The sequence below is a fragment of the Wolbachia endosymbiont of Armadillidium vulgare str. wVulC genome (assembly GCF_001027565.1).
Taxonomy (GTDB): Bacteria; Pseudomonadota; Alphaproteobacteria; order Rickettsiales; family Anaplasmataceae; genus Wolbachia.
In genome coordinates this window covers 123,282-141,052 of sequence record NZ_ALWU01000008.1, presented here as the reverse complement: position 1 = coordinate 141,052, position 17,771 = coordinate 123,282, and the positions used below count along the sequence as shown (strand labels likewise).

Annotated in this window: 17 protein-coding genes and 2 pseudogenes; 8 read left to right on the top strand and 11 right to left on the bottom strand. The window is 34.7% G+C overall.

Annotation, left to right across the window (positions count from 1 at the left end; genetic code table 11):
• The 5 genes and pseudogenes from nuoL to wVul_RS05250 form a co-directional block, all read right to left on the bottom strand.
• Complete coding sequence (nuoL, locus tag wVul_RS05270) at positions 1-1,848, bottom strand: NADH-quinone oxidoreductase subunit L (RefSeq protein ID WP_047759467.1); 1,848 nt, start codon at positions 1,846-1,848, stop codon at positions 1-3.
• Positions 1,845-2,153, bottom strand: coding sequence for an NADH-quinone oxidoreductase subunit NuoK (gene nuoK / locus wVul_RS05265; protein ID WP_047759466.1), 309 nt, complete (start codon positions 2,151-2,153; stop codon positions 1,845-1,847). The genes nuoL and nuoK overlap by 4 nt, the downstream gene beginning before the upstream one ends.
• Positions 2,144-2,731, bottom strand: a complete 588-nt coding sequence (locus tag wVul_RS05260) for an NADH-quinone oxidoreductase subunit J (protein ID WP_047759465.1) — start codon at positions 2,729-2,731, stop codon at positions 2,144-2,146. The genes nuoK and wVul_RS05260 overlap by 10 nt, the downstream gene beginning before the upstream one ends.
• A 133-nt stretch (positions 2,732-2,864) precedes the next feature.
• Positions 2,865-4,066 (bottom strand): annotated as a pseudogene (locus wVul_RS05255) (IS256 family transposase).
• A gap of 150 nt (positions 4,067-4,216) precedes the next feature.
• Positions 4,217-4,858: a hypothetical protein gene (locus wVul_RS05250; RefSeq protein WP_047759464.1), complete on the bottom strand. Its 642-nt coding sequence runs from the start codon at positions 4,856-4,858 to the stop codon at positions 4,217-4,219.
• A gap of 196 nt (positions 4,859-5,054) precedes the next feature.
• Here wVul_RS05250 and wVul_RS05245 point away from each other — a divergent pair, with 196 nt between their 5' ends.
• The 3 genes from wVul_RS05245 (at position 5,055) to wVul_RS05240 (ending at position 7,512) form a co-directional block, all read left to right on the top strand.
• Entirely contained in the window at positions 5,055-5,342 is a 288-nt protein-coding gene (locus tag wVul_RS05245; RefSeq protein ID WP_238580414.1) for a WD_0964 family protein, read from the top strand.
• Positions 5,343-5,344: 2 nt separating this feature from the next.
• Complete coding sequence (locus wVul_RS10070) at positions 5,345-5,476, top strand: hypothetical protein (protein ID WP_255351242.1); 132 nt, start codon at positions 5,345-5,347, stop codon at positions 5,474-5,476.
• Between the two features lie 122 nt (positions 5,477-5,598).
• Positions 5,599-7,512 (top strand): ATP-dependent helicase, encoded by a 1,914-nt coding sequence (locus tag wVul_RS05240; protein ID WP_047759463.1) that lies wholly within the window; start codon positions 5,599-5,601, stop codon positions 7,510-7,512.
• A 125-nt stretch (positions 7,513-7,637) separates the two neighbouring features.
• Here the strand turns inward: wVul_RS05240 and wVul_RS05235 are convergent, their stop codons facing one another.
• A complete protein-coding gene (locus tag wVul_RS05235; protein ID WP_047759462.1) occupies positions 7,638-8,393 on the bottom strand; it encodes an alpha/beta hydrolase in 756 nt (251 codons plus the stop codon).
• Between the two features lies 1 nt (position 8,394).
• Positions 8,395-8,919, bottom strand: a complete 525-nt coding sequence (locus tag wVul_RS05230) for a c-type cytochrome (protein WP_047759461.1) — start codon at positions 8,917-8,919, stop codon at positions 8,395-8,397.
• Positions 8,920-9,218: 299 nt separating this feature from the next.
• Here wVul_RS05230 and ruvA point away from each other — a divergent pair, with 299 nt between their 5' ends.
• The 3 genes from ruvA (at position 9,219) to wVul_RS05215 (ending at position 12,227) form a co-directional block, all read left to right on the top strand.
• Positions 9,219-9,791, top strand: coding sequence for a Holliday junction branch migration protein RuvA (gene ruvA, locus wVul_RS05225; protein WP_047759460.1), 573 nt, complete (start codon positions 9,219-9,221; stop codon positions 9,789-9,791).
• Positions 9,788-10,777: a Holliday junction branch migration DNA helicase RuvB gene (gene ruvB, locus wVul_RS05220; protein ID WP_047759459.1), complete on the top strand. Its 990-nt coding sequence runs from the start codon at positions 9,788-9,790 to the stop codon at positions 10,775-10,777. Before ruvA ends, ruvB begins: the two co-directional genes overlap by 4 nt.
• A 247-nt stretch (positions 10,778-11,024) precedes the next feature.
• Positions 11,025-12,227, top strand: coding sequence for a hypothetical protein (locus tag wVul_RS05215; RefSeq protein WP_047759458.1), 1,203 nt, complete (start codon positions 11,025-11,027; stop codon positions 12,225-12,227).
• 540 nt (positions 12,228-12,767) lie between these two features.
• Here the strand turns inward: wVul_RS05215 and wVul_RS08870 are convergent.
• Positions 12,768-13,053: pseudogene (locus wVul_RS08870) on the bottom strand (GIY-YIG nuclease family protein).
• A 582-nt stretch (positions 13,054-13,635) separates the two neighbouring features.
• Here wVul_RS08870 and wVul_RS05210 point away from each other — a divergent pair.
• The gene (locus tag wVul_RS05210; protein WP_047759457.1) at positions 13,636-13,815 is read left to right on the top strand and encodes a hypothetical protein; all 180 of its coding nucleotides are present in this window, start codon (positions 13,636-13,638) and stop codon (positions 13,813-13,815) included.
• A gap of 25 nt (positions 13,816-13,840) precedes the next feature.
• Positions 13,841-15,298 (top strand): hypothetical protein, encoded by a 1,458-nt coding sequence (locus wVul_RS05205; RefSeq protein WP_047759456.1) that lies wholly within the window; start codon positions 13,841-13,843, stop codon positions 15,296-15,298.
• A gap of 90 nt (positions 15,299-15,388) precedes the next feature.
• Here wVul_RS05205 and wVul_RS05200 read toward each other — a convergent pair whose 3' ends face one another.
• From wVul_RS05200 to wVul_RS05190, 3 genes are all read right to left on the bottom strand, one after another.
• Complete coding sequence (locus wVul_RS05200) at positions 15,389-16,630, bottom strand: citrate synthase (protein WP_047759455.1); 1,242 nt, start codon at positions 16,628-16,630, stop codon at positions 15,389-15,391.
• An 80-nt stretch (positions 16,631-16,710) separates the two neighbouring features.
• The gene (rpsT, locus tag wVul_RS05195; protein WP_047759454.1) at positions 16,711-16,980 is read right to left on the bottom strand and encodes a 30S ribosomal protein S20; all 270 of its coding nucleotides are present in this window, start codon (positions 16,978-16,980) and stop codon (positions 16,711-16,713) included.
• 43 nt (positions 16,981-17,023) lie between these two features.
• Positions 17,024-17,749 (bottom strand): lysophospholipid acyltransferase family protein, encoded by a 726-nt coding sequence (locus tag wVul_RS05190; RefSeq protein ID WP_047759453.1) that lies wholly within the window; start codon positions 17,747-17,749, stop codon positions 17,024-17,026.
• Between the last annotated feature and the right edge of the window lie 22 nt (positions 17,750-17,771).

Here is a 17,771-nt window from a genome sequence, read left to right as displayed (position 1 = left end):
CTATTTAATTCCAATAATATATAAAGCACCGATTATTAAAGTAACAAACATAATAAATGCATAATCAAATATATAACCAGTTTGTAACTTTATAGAACTTTTTGAACATTCATTAACCAACCTTACAACACCATTTGGCCCAAATGAATCAATAACCTTAACATCAAACTTCCATAGGAGCTTAGATATAAACCTTATTGGTACAATTATAACAAACTCATACACCTCATCAAAGTACCATTTATTCTGCAAGAACTTATGTAAAAATTTACTCTTAATTTGCCTAATTACTTGATATTGGTAAATTAGGTACGCAAGTGCTATTCCACTTAGGCTTGCTAAGGTTGGCAGTAGTTTTATAAAGAAATTATGAACTCCATGCTCATCAATAACTACTAAACTTGATTTCCAAAACGTACTACTAGTTATGTTCAAAATATTTGCTCCCCACACTCCAGAAAATACCGATCCAAAAGCAAGTATCAGTAATGGTATAAGCATAATCTTTGGTGCCTCATGTATATTAATTTTACTTTGTTTTTGGCTGTGGAACACAAGAAGCAATAACCTCCAAGAGTAAAACGCTGTGAAGAATGCAACAACTAAGCTTATTACAAAAGCAAAGCTATCCGTGCTATAAGCATGTTCAATTATCAAGTCTTTTGAATAAAAACCTGCAAATGGAAATATTCCAGAAAGTGCAAGAGACCCAATCCACATTAGAGTGTAAGTGCAAGGGATTTTCTTCCAGCAATTTCCCATTTCCTGAATGTTTTGCTCATGATGCATTGCATGAATTACATTGCCAGCACCAAGAAATAGTAGAGCTTTAAAAAAAGCGTGTGTCATTAAATGAAAAATAGCAACATTGTAAGCAGAAAGCCCACATGCCATGAACATATAACCAAGTTGACTGCAGGTTGAATAAGCAATTATTTTTTTTATATCATTCTGAGTAATCGCAACGGTTGCTGCAAAAAAAGCAGTAAGTGCACCAACAATAACTATTAATTCTCGTGCCACATTTGATAACTCAAACAATGGAGAACATTTTGCTATTAGAAATATACCTGCTGTTACCATCGTTGCTGCATGAATAAGTGCAGAGACGGGGGTTGGCCCTTCCATTGCATCTGGCAACCAAACATGTAAACCAAGCTGTGCAGATTTACCCATACAGCCAATAAAAAGTAATATGCATATTATATGAATTACTTTGAATTCACAGCAGAATGCCCTAATGTTCTGTGTGCCAAGAAGATCAGCTATGTCAAAAACTTCAATAAATTTCAAAGAGTGAAATTTATAATAAATGAGAAAGATTCCAATCAATAGTGCAAAGTCTCCTACCCTATTCACAACAAATGCTTTAATTGCTGCATTATTTGCAGAATATTTTTGAAACCAAAATCCTATGAGTAAATAAGAACATAGGCCAACCCCTTCCCAGCCAAAAAAAAGCTGCACGAAATTATCGCTTACAACCAGCACAATCATGCAAAACGTAAATAGCGATAGGTAAGAAAAAAACCTCGACTTCCCTTTATCATGCTCCATATAACCGATAGAATAGAGGTGGACTACTAGTGAAACGGTGGTAATAACAATAAGCATTAAGGATGAGAGAGCATCCACACTAATTGCCCAATTTACTTTTAATACACTTAATGAAAATAGAGGAAATAAAACTAAATGATAGTTTTCAGAGAAGGTGAGAAAAACATACCAAGATAAAACTGCAGATATTCCAATCCCTGCCGTTGTAATTAACTGACTTTTTCTAAAAAGTGCTGCAAATAGTGAACCAAAAAGTGGCAAAAATACTATTAATTTCAGTATATCCATCATTCTTTCATTAAATTCGCTTGTTCAACATCTATATTGCCACGGCTTCTATAATATACAACCAATATTGCAAGTCCAACTCCTGACTCTGCTGCCGCAACAGTCAACACAAACATCACAAAAATTTGCCCAACTATATCATTTATAAAGGCAGAAAAAGCGACTAAGTTGATATTAATTGCCAGCAGTAATATTTCTATTGATAACAGTATGTTGATTATGCTCTTACGGTTAATGAAAATACCGCACACCCCAATAGTAAACAAAACAGCAGCAACTATCAAAAAATGATTTAATCCTATTTCCATTCCACTCCTTTTCCAAATTTAGCCTTAACCAATTTTACAGATGAAGATTGTGTCAATTGCTTTAATATATTCTGTTTTTTAACTCCTTTTTTCTTGTCCTGCAAAGTAAGAGCAATTGCACCGACAATTGCAACAAGCAGCAGAATACCAGAAAGATGAAAAGCGTACATGTAGTCAGTGTAGAGCAAATTACCGATAGCTTTCACGTTATTGGTATTATAGTTTATAACATTGCTTATATTCGGTGCTGAGCTGCGAATTACAAAGCTGATGACTAGAAAAAACACAACACATAATATAGCACCAAGAGTGAAATGCTTTGCAAAACCTTGGCGCAACCTTATGTAGTCAACATCGAGCATCATAACTACAAAAAGGAATAACACTGCAACTGCACCGATGTATACTATCAATATCATCATAGCAATGAATTCAGCGCCAAGGAGAATAAAAAGAACTGCAGAATTAACGAAGGTGAAAATTAAAAATAATACTGCATGCACAGGATTTCTTACGCTAATTACGCATACAGCAGATAAAATGCTAAGAATTGCAAAAAAATAAAAGAAAAAGGGCATTGATACTTTAACTGCAACAATAGTTACTAACTTAAAGTAATTATTGCTGTAAAGTCAATATTAAATGCCTACCTTATGGATGAACTTGCGATTGTGATTGGGAGTGTTAAATAAACTGTGTCAAACCACATTTTTAGCTCAACTGAATTTTCAATCTGTTAGGAAAGAAAATATCAAGCTGAGAAATAGTTAATGCCCAATTAGGCAAAGCCATGACCCATTTTTGCTCTACTTTTTTTATAGCACAATATACCTGTTTGTACAAGGCGTTTGTGTTGGTAAATGAGCCTTTGGTCTTAGTAAATTTTCTGATCTGCCTATGCAGCCCCTCAATAGGATTAGTAGTATAAATTAACTTTCTAACTGGACCTGAATACTTGAAATAACTGGACAAATTTTCCCAATTATTCTGCCAAGATTTTACAACTAACGGATACTTTTCGCCCCATTTTTCTTCCAGCTCAAGCAAATAATTTTCAGCAATTTCTTTACTTGTAGCACGATATATTTTTTCAAATCATTCATAAAAACTTTCACATCTTTGCTAGATACATATTTCAATGAATTTCTTATCTGATGCACTATACATAGCTGTACTTCTGCATTAGGAAACACATTATTTATTGCTGTAGGAAAGCTTTTTAGTCCATCTACACAAGCTATCAGAATGTCCTCTATACCTCTCTCTTTTAGGTCATTTAATACACCCAACCAGAAGTTAGCTCCTTCGCTTTCAGCTAAATAAAAGCCCAGTACTTCTTTTTTACCATTTTGGTCTATGCCCAATATATTGTACATACATTTACTTACACAATGCCCATCCTCCTTGACCTTAAAAAACATGCCATCCATGAACACTATCGGGTATACAGATTGCAGTGGGCGACTGCGCCATTCATTGATTATCGGTAGCAATTTGTCGGTAATACTTGATATTTCTGCTGCAGATATTTTGTGATCATAAATTTCCTCAACATGTGACGCTATATCTCCATACCACTGGCAAATGTGCTTAAGACCTTTGCTTCAAGTTCGGGATGTAGGCTTGTTTGTCTTTTTCTAACTACTTGAGGTTCAAAGCTTCCCTCCCTATCTCTTGGTGTTAACAATTCAAATGAGCCTGCACTTGTACGTAAAGTTTTTCCCATTTCTTCGATTATTTTCTTCGCTTTCACCAGACAAGTGGTGTTCTATTTCACCTTCCAGACTTGCCTCAAGCAGCTTTTTTATAAACGGTGTCATCTCTTCCTGTTAGCGGTCTTCCTTCTCGTATAGACGACAGGTTTCTAATTCTTTATAATCTACCAATCCGGTAGTTTTATTTACTTGACTCATGTCAAACCTCCGTTTTTTTATATCAATTATATTTTTATTTCTTGGTTTGACACAGTTTATTTAACACTCCCTTGTGATTTTAAACATTCGGGAGTAAGTACATTCTTAATTGCAGTACACATACTCATATCAGGATCATTTTGCTTCTCTTCACTTACTTTCTCGCAAAACTTTCCAATACCATAACCCACCAGTGCACCAACAACAGTGGCTGCAATAAATACTGCAACAGCAACAACAGGAGTTAAAGCAGCAGCTCAGGTATGCTATAGCTGCTCCTATCACCGCACCACTACCTAAAGCACAATAAGTTTTATAGATACTTGTCTTGATTTTCACTTCTGTTTGTGGTTTTGAAGCTTCTTCTATCCGTTCAAGTTTTCTTGCAAGTAAACGTCTACCAATCTCCGTACCATCTGAACTACCACATTTCTCCAAAATCTTCGAAATATATTCTACATAGCTCCCAATAGATTTTATATACCCTCTTAATATGTCTATCTTACCTTCATTGACATATTTTTCAATAGTATTATGGGTAAGGTCATCAAGTATTAGCAAATAGCGGGTTTGTGTTTCATTAATTGTTTCAATAAATTGCTCAGAAGGTTTCCCTACACATTCAATATACTTATCTATGATATCGGTATTTTTTTTAGATAACTCTGCAACACCTCGTCCTGATTCATATCTTTTTAATTTGTGTTCGTCTCCACACAGCAACATGTCCACAACAGCACTTTCCAATTCTTCAAGCGATATTTTTCCTTGGTCATCAGAGTTAGTAGGCATATTTTCTCCTATTTACTATACTTAACATACAATAATTTCAACTAATATTTTCACAATTGTCAAATTTAGGCGTCCATTTTTCTTAAAGTTCAAAGTACACAACAAAAACTTTACAGAGTGCAAGTAGTAAAATTCTTGACAATTTTAATTTATTAACGTATAATATATGTATGTTAGTAATTAATGGCAGCTCAAAATGTATAACATATTTGGTTATTTTCAAAGCAATAACACTTGTAACACACAAAGTAACAAATTAGATGGAGAAAGTTATCAATACACCACAAGAGACTATATGACAATTTACTTCAATAACACACTAGCCAGTTTAGATAGATCATGGAGAGAATTTAAAGAAAAAGCGTATGGATTTATGTATGATATCGGAGCTTGGTTGAAAGAAACATATGAAGATCTCATTGAACGACCTGCAACGCATAATCACTATACCCCAAAAAACCCCTTGTTGAAGTTGAAAAAATAGAAATGAAGGAACTAAACCGTACATATAAGCCATTCCAAACTCCACCCATCAATCCAATAAGCAGAAGTCCTGGTGCCAATGACTCAAATCAAGTTGTTATTACTCAGCATATACCAATTACTCAGGTAAGATAGATACAAAATTCTACGCTTAAATGTTTAGTACTTGAGTGAGTTGACTGTTATGTTCAATAAGACCTTTACAATATTTAGATCATAGGTTTAACTTTACGAAGTTAGTAATCTATAGGGCTTCAATGAACGATTATCTCTCACTGCTAAACCCAGAGCAAGAATTAGCTGTAACTAACGTAAATGGGCCAGTTTTGATACTAGCAGGAGCCGGAACGGGAAAAACAAGAACGATTACTTCAAGAATAGCACACATAATTAGAAATGGTCACGCTTATTCTGATGAGATATTAGCAGTGACATTTACAAATAAAGCAGCAAATGAGATGGTATCAAGGGTACTTGAGCTAACGGGCACAAACATACCATGGCTTGGCACTTTTCACGCAATTGCAGCAAAAATTTTACGTTATCATGCTGAAATTGTGGGCTTAAATTCCAATTTCACAATCATTGGTGTGGATGATCAATTACAAGTAATAAAAAATATCATGAGTGAAATAAGCTCTGATAGCTTATCAGAAAAATGTAAGACCATTATGAATACCATCCAGCAATGGAAAGAGAAGTGTTTATTGCCGTCTGAAGTAGAAGATGTTCAATCATTTAGGCCACTATACGTGACTGCACTCAAAGTCTATCACCAATATCAAGAAAGGTTGAAATTCCTTAACTCTGTCGATTTTGGTGACTTATTGTTATATAACATACAACTTTTTAATCAAAAGAATGAGATTCTGTCCTACTACCAAAACAAGTTTAAATATATCATGGTAGATGAATATCAAGATACAAATGCAATACAATATCTTTGGCTAAAATACCTTGCAAAAGAGCACTCAAATATTTGTTGTGTAGGAGATGACGATCAATCGATATACAGTTGGCGTGGTGCAGAAATTGAAAATATTTTGAAATTTTCCGATGATTTTAAAAATGCAAAAACCATTAAACTGGAGTGTAACTACAGGTCAACATCCCATATACTTGCAACTGCGTCATATGTTATCAATCACAATAAGACTCGTTTAGAAAAAAAATTGTGGACAATAAACGTTGAAGGGGAAAAGGTAAATCTAATAAAATTATGGGACGGAAAAGCTGAAGCAAGATTCATAAGCGAACAGATATTAAAGCTCAATAAATACAGATTTAGTGACATTGCAGTGCTGGTCAGGGCCACTTTTCAAACTAGAGTTCTCGAAGAGTATTTTATAAAATATTCAATTCCCTATAAGATTATAAGTGGCGTAAAATTCTACGAACGTCAGGAAGTTAGGGACATAATCGCATATTTAAGACTTATTACAAACAATAATGATGACTTAGCTTTTGAAAGGATCGTAAATCGGCCAAAGAGAAGCATAGGAGCTACAACTCTAAAGAAAATATACACGACTGCTCAGGATAACAAAATTTCTTTTTTTGAGGCAGCAAAAATATTAGTTAATAGTGATCAAGTAACCGAAAGAATTAAACTCTCACTAAATGATTTTTTAAATAAAATTAAAGCTTGGGAAGAAATGGTAAGCGTTAAACCGCTTTACGAGTTTGTAAAAACTATAGCAAATCAATCAGGGTATATTGAAATGCTTGAAGATGAAGGAATAACAGGTTTAGCACGAATAGAAAATGTCAAAGAGCTCATCTCATCTTTAAAGAATTTCGATAATGCCACAACTTTTTTAGAGCACATCAGCCTGGTGATGGAAGTAGATAACATGAATAGCGATGACACTGTATATGTTATGACTCTTCATGCAGCTAAAGGGCTTGAATTCCCGTGTGTGTTTTTACCTGGTTGGGAAGAAGGATTATTCCCTCATCAAAGATCTTTTGAGGATAAAAGCGGTAAAGCTTTAGAGGAAGAGAGAAGACTTGCATATGTTGGAATAACCAGAGCCAAAGAAAGGTTAATCATTTCATGTGCAGATAGGAGGGAAATTAATAATCAGTGGCAACCAATGCGCACTTCTCGATTTATTAAAGAACTGCCAAGAGAAAATGTTGAGGTGATCAAGAGTAACGCCTACTGTTGAAGCACAGCTGTACGAACATTGTTTACAAGGAGAGTGTAATCCACTTGGATTGTTGTAAACTCGCCTTTTTTTGATTTATCTTGTCTACCTATTTTGCCACTTTGCTGAACGGATACCAAATTACTTCAACTATATATTCCTTCTGGCAAAAATTCTCTGATGGTCTTAAATAAAATTTTCAGTGAATGATTATCAGACATGTTGTGTTCTGCTGATTTTATTAAGTGTACTTCAACGTCTGTTGATTTGATTTTTTCAGCTAAATTTAATGAAACTTGATAAGGAACATCTTTATCATTAATGCTATGCAGCAAGCGCACAGGACAATTTATATCTATTGTTTCTTTGTTTAAAAGAAGGTTCTTTCTGCCATCTTCAATCAAATTTTTAGTTATTTTGTATGTACAATGCCCTGAAGTAAAATCTATTACACCTTTAGAGACCAGCTCTTCTTTTTGTTTATCTGACAATTGCTTAAATATTAAATCTTCAGTGAAGTCAGGAGCAGACGATATGCCGATTAATGCTGCAATTTTTTCTGGAAATTGAAGGGCAGTGAGCAACATCAGCCATCCTCCCATACTTGAACCTATAATTATTTGTTTGTTGCTAGTTAATTCGCTTATCACTTTAGCACAATTTTTTTGCCAATCACTTATTGTATAATTAGTGAAGTCACCGCTTGAATTACCATGGCCAAGATAATCAAAGAGCACAAGTGCTACGTCACTTTCTTGGCAAAATTTGTAAATGGCAGTTGCTTTAGTTCCATCCATATTGGATGCAAATCCACAAAAAAAAACTATAGAAGCTTTCTTTCCTTGTAGCTTTCGATATGCTATATGACCATTACTTCCATCAAGTAATTTACAATAACCCATACTACTTTGGCAAAGCAACCGGACTATCACTTAATTGGCGTAAATAACTGACTAGATCTGCAATCTCTTTTGAGTTGGAAATGCCTGCAAATGCCATACGTGTACCTTTTATGTAGGCTTTTGGATTTTTTAAAAAAGCAAATAGCTCATCATACCCCCATTTTCCACCTTTTTCAAGTAGTGCTTTTGAATAATTGAATGAGCTGCCAAGATGGGCCTTTTTATTTCCAACCACGTTCCATAAGTTTGGTCCTACTTTATTCATTCCACCTTTCTCAAAACTATGGCAAGCTATACATTTTTTTGCTGCTGATTTACCTTTTTCAAAGCTAGCGTTCTGCATGAGTGCTCCAATATCAAGTGCCACTTGTTCAATTTTTTGCTGAAGCTCATTGCTGGCTGCTACTATTGTTTGGTGCTCTATTTTAGAATCCTCTGGGTTGTAGAGCATATCAACTACATTACTCACCATCATAATTATTAATCCAGAAAGTAAAATCGATGCTGCAATCTTATTAAGCTCCATAGTTAATTTTTATCAAGTAATGTTATTTAAATTATGCAAATATTTTTGCAAACAGCAAACAATTACCTTAATTTCACCAAAGATAGAAATTTCTACTACTTAGTCAATAGATACCTAAGCTTTTTACTGAATTTCTGTTGTTGAACCCGCGCGGATTAAAAACAAGTTTTGAGTCAAAAAGAACCTTAACACCATAATAATAAGACTGGAGGAATTTGTCAAGGAGCTACTGTTATAATGTTCGTTTGCTTGACCTAAGATTCAGGAGCATTTAAACTGAACTTTATGCAATACTAAAAATGATAGGAAATCTAAGCGGAATAGTTGATGAAGTGTGCAGCGATCACATAATCCTGAATGTGAATGATATTGGCCACATAGTATACCTTTCAGCCAAAACTTTAAGTGCTTGTTCAATCGGAAATAGAGTAAAATTACTTATCGACACTTATGCAAATGGCAGAGAAAACGTTGCTCAGCTATATGGTTTTATAAGTAAAGAAGAACAGCAGTGTCTGCGTTTACTAGTTAAAGTGAGCGGTGTTAGCTATAAAACCGCAATGTCAATTTTGAGTAAACTAACTCCAGAACAGCTGTTTTTGGCAATTATGAATGAGGATAAACTAGCACTTAAGGTGAGTGGACTTGGCCCGAAGCTCATAAATCGAATTATCACTGAGCTGAGTGGTAAAGTAAGTAAATTAGAGATAAATAACAATAATTTTCATCCAATTAGTGAAGATGCCCTTTCAGCTCTGATCAATCTTGGATATGAAAGAACAAAAGCTTATAATATGATAAAAAAAATAGAGGATGAATCACAAAACTTGGACACTAGAGATATTATTCGTATGGCGCTTAAAACACTATGAAATCAATATCATGTAGTAAGGAATATTCTGAAGATGTACGCAATTTAAATATCAGGCCTGAGCAACTTGATGATTTTGTCGGGCAAAAAGACTTAATACAAAATTTAAAAGTGTTTATAAACGCTGCACAGACGAGAGCTGAAGCCTTGGATCACGTATTACTCTATGGTCCTCCAGGGCTTGGCAAAACAACTTTAGCACAAATTGTCTCTAAGGAGTTAAGGGTTAGCTTTCGTGCAACTTCTGGTCCGTTGCTCAGTAAAGCTGGGGACTTAGCTGCAGTACTCACTACTTTAAATGTAAAAGATGTCTTATTTATCGACGAAATCCATAGATTAAACCGCAGCATTGAAGAAGTTTTATATACTGCTATGGAAGACTTTTGCCTGGATATATTAGTAGGTGAGGGCCCATCTACACGCACTTTAAGAATAGATTTACCACCATTTACACTGATTGGGGCAACAACGCGGCTTGGACTGCTTTCTGCACCGCTTAGGGATCGTTTTGGCATCCCTTTGCATCTTGAGTTTTATTCTTTCGAGGAACTGGTTGATATTATAAAAAGAGGTGCAAGAGTTCTTTCTGCTGAAATTGAAGAAGATGCTACACGGGAAATTGCCTGCCGTGCGCGTGGTACTCCAAGAATTGCTTTGAGATTACTCAGAAGAATAAGGGATTTTGTTGAAGTAAAAGATGATAAAAAAATTACCTGTGAAATTGCCGGCTCTGCACTATCAAAATTGGGCATAGATAAAATGGGACTAAATAAATTAGATATGGATTATCTGAGATTTTTGTTTAACACCTCAGGACCTATTGGAATTGACACTATATCTATTGCGCTATCTGAAGATGTTGGCAATATTGAGGAAACAGTAGAACCTTATTTAATCAAAATCAGCTTTGTAAAGCGCACACCAAGAGGACGTGTTTTAACTGATCAAGCGAAGGAATACCTCAGCATCAATTCAGGCATATGTTAGCATGTCAATATACTCTTGGATTATTGACATAATAAATATTATAATGTTCTCTTGTTGTATGTTTTGCAGGTGGTGTGTGGGCAAATAAGAATACTAGAGTATAGTAAAGATGTTCTTGAAAGATTATGTAATACATGTTAAGCTACATATAGCATGAATTAAAAATCTCAATAATTTTATTGACATTTTAAGATTAATATTTATTAAATATTTGATGCTGTAAAATTGAGTTTTATGTAGGGGTAAAATGGTCAAAAGTTTTCTAAGTAGCTACGAAAACAGTAATTCAATTGAGGGAGAAAAAATGATGGAAAATTTTTCAAGTAATAACGGAAACGACGATAGTTCAATCTTCATTAGTCGAATTAGGGAGCAAGATCTCTCTGCAGAGCAGAAGATCAATGAATTAAAAGGATTCATAGAGGAGCTTGCCAGAAAAGCTGAGCTCAAAAGAATAGAGCTTGAGCGTCAGGCTGCGAGTTACGTTGATGAAACATTGTCTCAAGTAGAGCTACAGATAAAAAACGATGAGGATTACTTTGCTGGTGATAGTAAAGGAGCATTTGCAAATTTCTTTGAATCCCTCTTTAATCTTTTTGAAGTAAATGTAGACCCGAGAGTCTACAAAATGCTCAAAGAGAAGAAAGAGAAAAATCTGCTTCTTTCAATAATCAAGTTTTTGCGTGATAAGCTTAAGGAGTTAATCAAAAAGATCTTCAAAAACAATTTAGATTTAAGTTGGGACAAGAGGCTAGACAAAGAGATAAAAGAATTGCAGGAGAAATTACTCAGTGGTGGGTTATCTCCTGAGGAAGAAATAGCAATACTAGAACGTTTGCAAGCATTGCAAAATTTAAAATTGAAGCTTCAAATTTTCCTTGTTGGCTCTGTTATTGCAATGTTTACAGAAATTTTTGCAGTTGATTTAGCAGCAGTAGTAGAGCAAGATGCAATCGAGAAAAAGGAAGACAAAAAAGCGGAAAAAACAAAAGAAAAAGAAGTTTATCAAGAAGTAGAAATAAAAGTGAATGAAATCGCACCAGTTCACCTTTTTGACTTTTCATCCAAAGTTCCAATGCCAATCACTCTGAATAAGCAAGAACGTGCTCTTTTACCTGTAGAAAAATTAGTAGACACTTCACCTAAATTTGTTATAAACCACAAAAATAATGAAACACAGAAACAGGAGAAAGTGAGTAAAAAAGAAGACAAAACTGAAAAACCAAAGGTAGCTGTGTGCCCACCTGCTCCTCCAAAGAGGAGACGAGTGCGTAGAGTAAATAAGGTCCATGGAAATCCAGATTTAAAGAGGCAAGGCAATCAGCATAATTATAATGCACAGGGAGTGAAAAACAGCTCTCGTGATAATGATGGTTCTGTGAAACCAGGAGGATTAAGAGATGTAGAAGTTGAGAATCATACTTCTTCAGTTAGAAAAGAGAGATCGTAAAGATTCTCTCTTTTTTTGTCATTCAAGTAGCCCCTTCGTTGTCATCCCAGTACTGGGATCCATTTTTTTCTTCTGGATTCCAGCGTCACGCGCTGGAATGACACCGTCTTGAATGGAAATCAGTGCGTAATGTACCAAAGGGGTGTTAGCCCTTTCGATCAGCGCGTGACACTAGAATCTAGAAGGTTTATATTAACAAGTTGTCATTCCAGTGCGTGACACTGGAATCCAGTTAAATTCAGGAATATAAAAGTAATGTTAAAATACAACATTTTCTAATGATTATGGTAAAAGTTAGATTCCAGTGTCAAGCACTGGAATGACACCGTCTTGAATGGGAGCCAGTGCCAACGTTTATTATGTGCCATATTGCAATGTTCGTACAGTTGTGACTTAACTCCATAAGGAAAGGTGTCATCCCAGTGCTTGACACTGGGATCCAGGAAAAAAGAAGAGTGGATGCCAATGTCAGCTACTTTCATGACATCTTTCTTGGTCTGTTTGATTACAATATTCATAAAATTGTGTACTCAAATACCGTCATCCAGACACAATTTCATCATATAAATCTTTCCATTCTTGATTTGTTTTTTCAATTAAGTTTATTTTCCATTTTCTCTGCCAACTTTTCAGGAGTTTTTCTCTACTAATTGCTAAATGTATGTCTTGAAATTCTTCAAAATAGACTAATTTACAAACATTGTACTTTGACGTGAAACCAGTTGCTTTTGTGTTCCCAAATTCGTTTAGTCAAATTTGACGTTATACCTGTATATAGAGTTCCATTTCGTTCACTTGCAAGTATATAAACATAATAACTTTTCATATACAGTAAATAAGTTTACTATATCCCAGTGTCAAGCACTGGGATGACACCGTCTTGAATGGAAATCAGTGCGTAATGTACCAAAGGGGTGTTAGCCCTTTCGATCAGCGCGTGACACTAGAATCTAGAAAGTTTATATTAACAAGTTGTCATTCCAGTGCGTGACACTGGAATCCAGAAATTTTGGATACATAAAGTAATGCTAAGTTTTTATTGATGAGATTAGGAAAAGAGTGGATTCCAGTGTCACGCACTGGAATGACACCGTTTTGGATGGGAGCCAGTGCGTAATGCACCAAAGGGGTGTTAGCCCTTTCGATCAGCGCGTGACACTAGAATCTAGAAGGTTTATATTAACAAGTTGTCATTCCAGTGCGTGACACTGGAATCCAGAAAACTTAGTTTAAAAAAGTTGTTATCCCAGTACTTCCTCTCTTGTCATTCCAGTAGCCCCTCCGTTGTCATCTCAGTGCTTGACACTGGATATAAAAATGGTAAATAAAATTTATGTTAAAAAACTGCTTGTGCTGATAATTTATTCTCAGTATACTTATTACATAATATTTTAATTGAGAGGTTAATATGCCAAAAGATAAGTACGTTCAACCAGTATATAATCATAATGATGTACCAGGAGGAGGGAAAGCTTACATAGATAAGTCGGATAAAAGGTACGATGACTTTAGTGCAAAGTGGCAAAAGAAAGAGCAGGAAAGAAAAGAGCAAAGTAAATCCAGTGGTCAAGGTAGCAGTAAAAGTTAAAAATTTATAAATAAAGGGGGGTGTCATGCCTAAAATAACTCAGCAGCTGATTAAAGCATTTAATGTGGATAATCGTTATAATCGAATTATTGATACTAATTTTACACTGCTAGAAAATAACTTTAGAAAAGATGAGATTGTCATTAAGTTTGATAAAAACATGACTGATAAGCAATGCATGGTTTATCTACATGACTTAAAAAGTAAAATGGTAGAGAGGTTTTTTCCGAATGCAGAGGATGCAAACGTAGCTTTTAATGTTCAATCTTTTCCATTTAATTTAGCAAAAGGGGATTTGCGCCATAGAAAAGGGAAATGTAAGGAATACGTAGTCCCTATAGATGACGGCACACTTTTTAATTTAAAGAGCTATTTAATGTCTTCATTTGCACAGTGTACTATAGAAAAACTTACAGGAATTTTTGGAGAGGAGTATATGGATACTTCAACTGAAGGTGTGGAGTTTGATCATGAGCGTTATCTATACTCTACGGATTTTGGAAACAAAGGAGTACGAGGCAAGTTTATAGAGTTGTTTCTAAAGGATATCACAACCTATGATGGCGCTCCTTGCAACATTTTCAAAATTGAAGATAATGAAGTGTCGATCAGGGATATTTTTAAAGGCAATCCTCGACTCATTGAGAGCATGATAGAGCGTCAGTTATGGCTCATGGGGCGTGACCTTCGGACTTCTAACAGTAAAGATAAATATGTTGAAGAAATAAAAGACAGAATAATTAGCTTTATTAGTGTCAAAACAGGCATTAAGATTGACGGTATCTTTCGTGCAGCTTATTTAGGTAGCGAGGAAAATTCACTTCTTATACCTAATGTATTAGATGTTGATGGAGAGCCTAGATGGCTAACTCGCAGAGAGGTAAAAAACATCAATGAAGCATTTGGTCATGATGTATTGAACAATGTTCAAGAGTTTATGACTGAGAGACAGTTGAAAGAGTTGCAAAGAGAAAATTACAAAGAAGGAATATATGGTATAAACTTTTATGACAAGAAGATCTCATGTTATGTTTTGAACAAGATAATAGAGAGCTCTGTAATCAACGAAGATAAAGGTTATAAGCTATCTATTGACCCTGCGCGTGTGCCAAAATTGTCACCACCACTTGATTCTCCTCTACCAAAAACGCCACCTCAAGAAAAAGAAGATAGAGATAGTGGTATTGAGACTACACCTCCGAAACCTAAGGGTTCTGCTGCATGTTCTTCAAGTGATAGTTCACCTGAGAAAGACCCTACTTCACTTATTAAAAGATTTTCAATGAAACGTCAATCTCCAAAACGTAAGCAACCAGAATCTACAGATATATCAGACGGAGTGAAAAAAAATAATAGAGATAGTGGCGTTCATTTTTTAGAATCCTCTGGCGAATCACGTTCTTCGCCTGATTCAAAACTTGAATCATCTACTACAGAATCGCGTGCACGTGTACCAGTTAGTGAAAGAGATTTTTCAGAATAAATTTACTTAAGTAGGGTAAAAGTTTTGGCCCTACTGCTTGCTGTAGTAGAAAAATTCTAAAGAAGTTACAAAAAAATTATGAATGAAACTTTACTTGCCAAGGTAGAGCTGCCTTGGCCTACAAATCTTGGTTTCTTTATCGTTTATCATTTCATACCACTGAGCAACCCAGCCAGTGGTTCTTGCAAGTGCAAAAATAGGTGTAAACATACTTGAAGGGATACCGATAGCATTCATTATTATACCTGAGTAAAAATCAACATTTGGATATAACTTACGCACGATGAAATATTCATCCTTTAAAGCTATTTCTTCAAGTTTTTTTGCAATTTTAAGTAGTTCATTATTTTGCTCTAATTTACTTAGAATCTCATAACAAGCATCCTTTAATATACGCGCGCGCGGATCGTAACTTTTATAAACACGATGTCCAAATCCCATTAGTTTAAATGGATCTTTATCATCTTTAGCTTTTTCAATGAATCTATCTACATCTCCACTTTGCTCTATCTCCTTCAGCATATTTATAACTGCCTCATTAGCTCCACCATGTGCTGGACCCCAAAGTGTAGCAATTCCTGCAGAAAGGCTTGCAAATAGATTAGAACCAGCTGACCCTACTAATCTGACAGTTGCCGCAGAAGCATTCTGTTCATGATCGGCATGGAGAGTAAATATTTTATCCAGAGCTTGTGCAAAAAGGGTGTTATCAACAGCATCACCAAACATCATCTTTAAGAAATTTTCACTATAGCTCAATTCATTATTGGCATTTATGAATTTCTGACCATTGATATGCCTGTATATCATTGCAACAACTGCAGGAACTTGTGCTATTGCAGAAATTCCAAAATCTAAATCTTCACCATTGATATTGTTGCCATGCTTTTCATGGTAGGATGCTGACAAATTTGCAAAACATGCAATTAAAATCGACATAGGGTGAGCAGTTCTTGGAAATGCTTTGATTACATTTGTAACTTGCTCTGATACTTTGGATGATTCTTGTATTTTTAGAAGAAATTTTTTGTGTTGCTCTGAATTGGGTAATTCACCATAGAGTAATAAATAAACCACAGCAGTAAAACTATTATTCTCTGCCAAATCAGCTATATCATGTCCCCTATATTTAAGAACTCCTTCATCTCCATCAATAAATGTAATCGAAGAAGAACATGAAGCTGTGGAAACAAACCCCGGATCATAAGTGAATAATCCTGTCGTCTTATATAAATCCTTGATATTCAACACGTCAGGACCTATTGTTCCACTTAATATGGGTAGCTCAATTTTTAATCCATTACTTAGTTCTAATAATGCTTTTTTATCCATCACTTAAGCTACTTAAATTTTATACAGAATATACAAACTGAAGAGTATATATTAATCCGATTAACTTTAAATTAACCATATTATGCTGTCATCAATGCTTTTACTTTTGCATTTAAGCGACTTATTTTACGCGCAGCAGTATTTCTATGAAGAACACCTTTACTCACACACTTGTGTAAATTAGATTCAGCATCCCGAAATGCTAAGACAACATTCTCTTTATCACCAGACTTGATTACATCGACCAATTTTCTAATAGCGGTGCGAGTTTTACTTTTCCGCATCTTATTTATTAAAGTGCGCTTTGCTATTACCTTTATCATTTTTTTAGCACTCTTATGATTTGCCATATATTAATACCTGTACTTTTCTTTTAATTATAAAGTTTTTTTGTTAATTTGCAATATCAGTTTTTTCTGCAATTAATCCACTGCTTCTCTCTTCAATAATTTTTTCTAAACTTTGCAAGAATTCATTTTTGTTTAACCCAGGATATATTGGGGGCAATATTTCTATTACTGCCTTTCCGGGATTCTTTCTCAGAGAAAGTATGCTTTTTGGCCAAAACAAACCAGTGTTTAAAGCAACCGGTAACACAGGAACAGATAATACGCTATATAAAGCAGCAATACCTGGTTGATATTTTATATTTTGGTTTATAGTCGTTCTTGTACCTTCAGGAAATATTATTATGCTTCTATTTTCTTTTATATGCATTTTTGCTAGTTTAATTATATGGCGTATAGAACTGATACCATCTGAACGGTTAATAAAAATCATTTTCAGCGCTATAAGATGTAAACCAATGAATGGAATCCATTTCAATTCACGTTTTAAAATAAAAACCGCTTTTCTAAATAGTAGTATAAAAATAAATGTTTCAAATGGAGATTGGTGTTTAGATGCAATGATAAAAGGTTGCTGAGGAATGTTTTCCATTCCCCTCACTTCATATTTAATGCCACATAATAAACGCAGCGTGAATAATACAACTTTCACCGAACAGACGAGAAAAATGGTTATTACACACTCAGAAAAGAAAATTACAGGGAGAGTAATTAAAGTATAGAATACTTCCCATAATATAAGGAATAAGTTAAACAATAAACTTGCAATCACAAACTCACATAAATTTATTTAA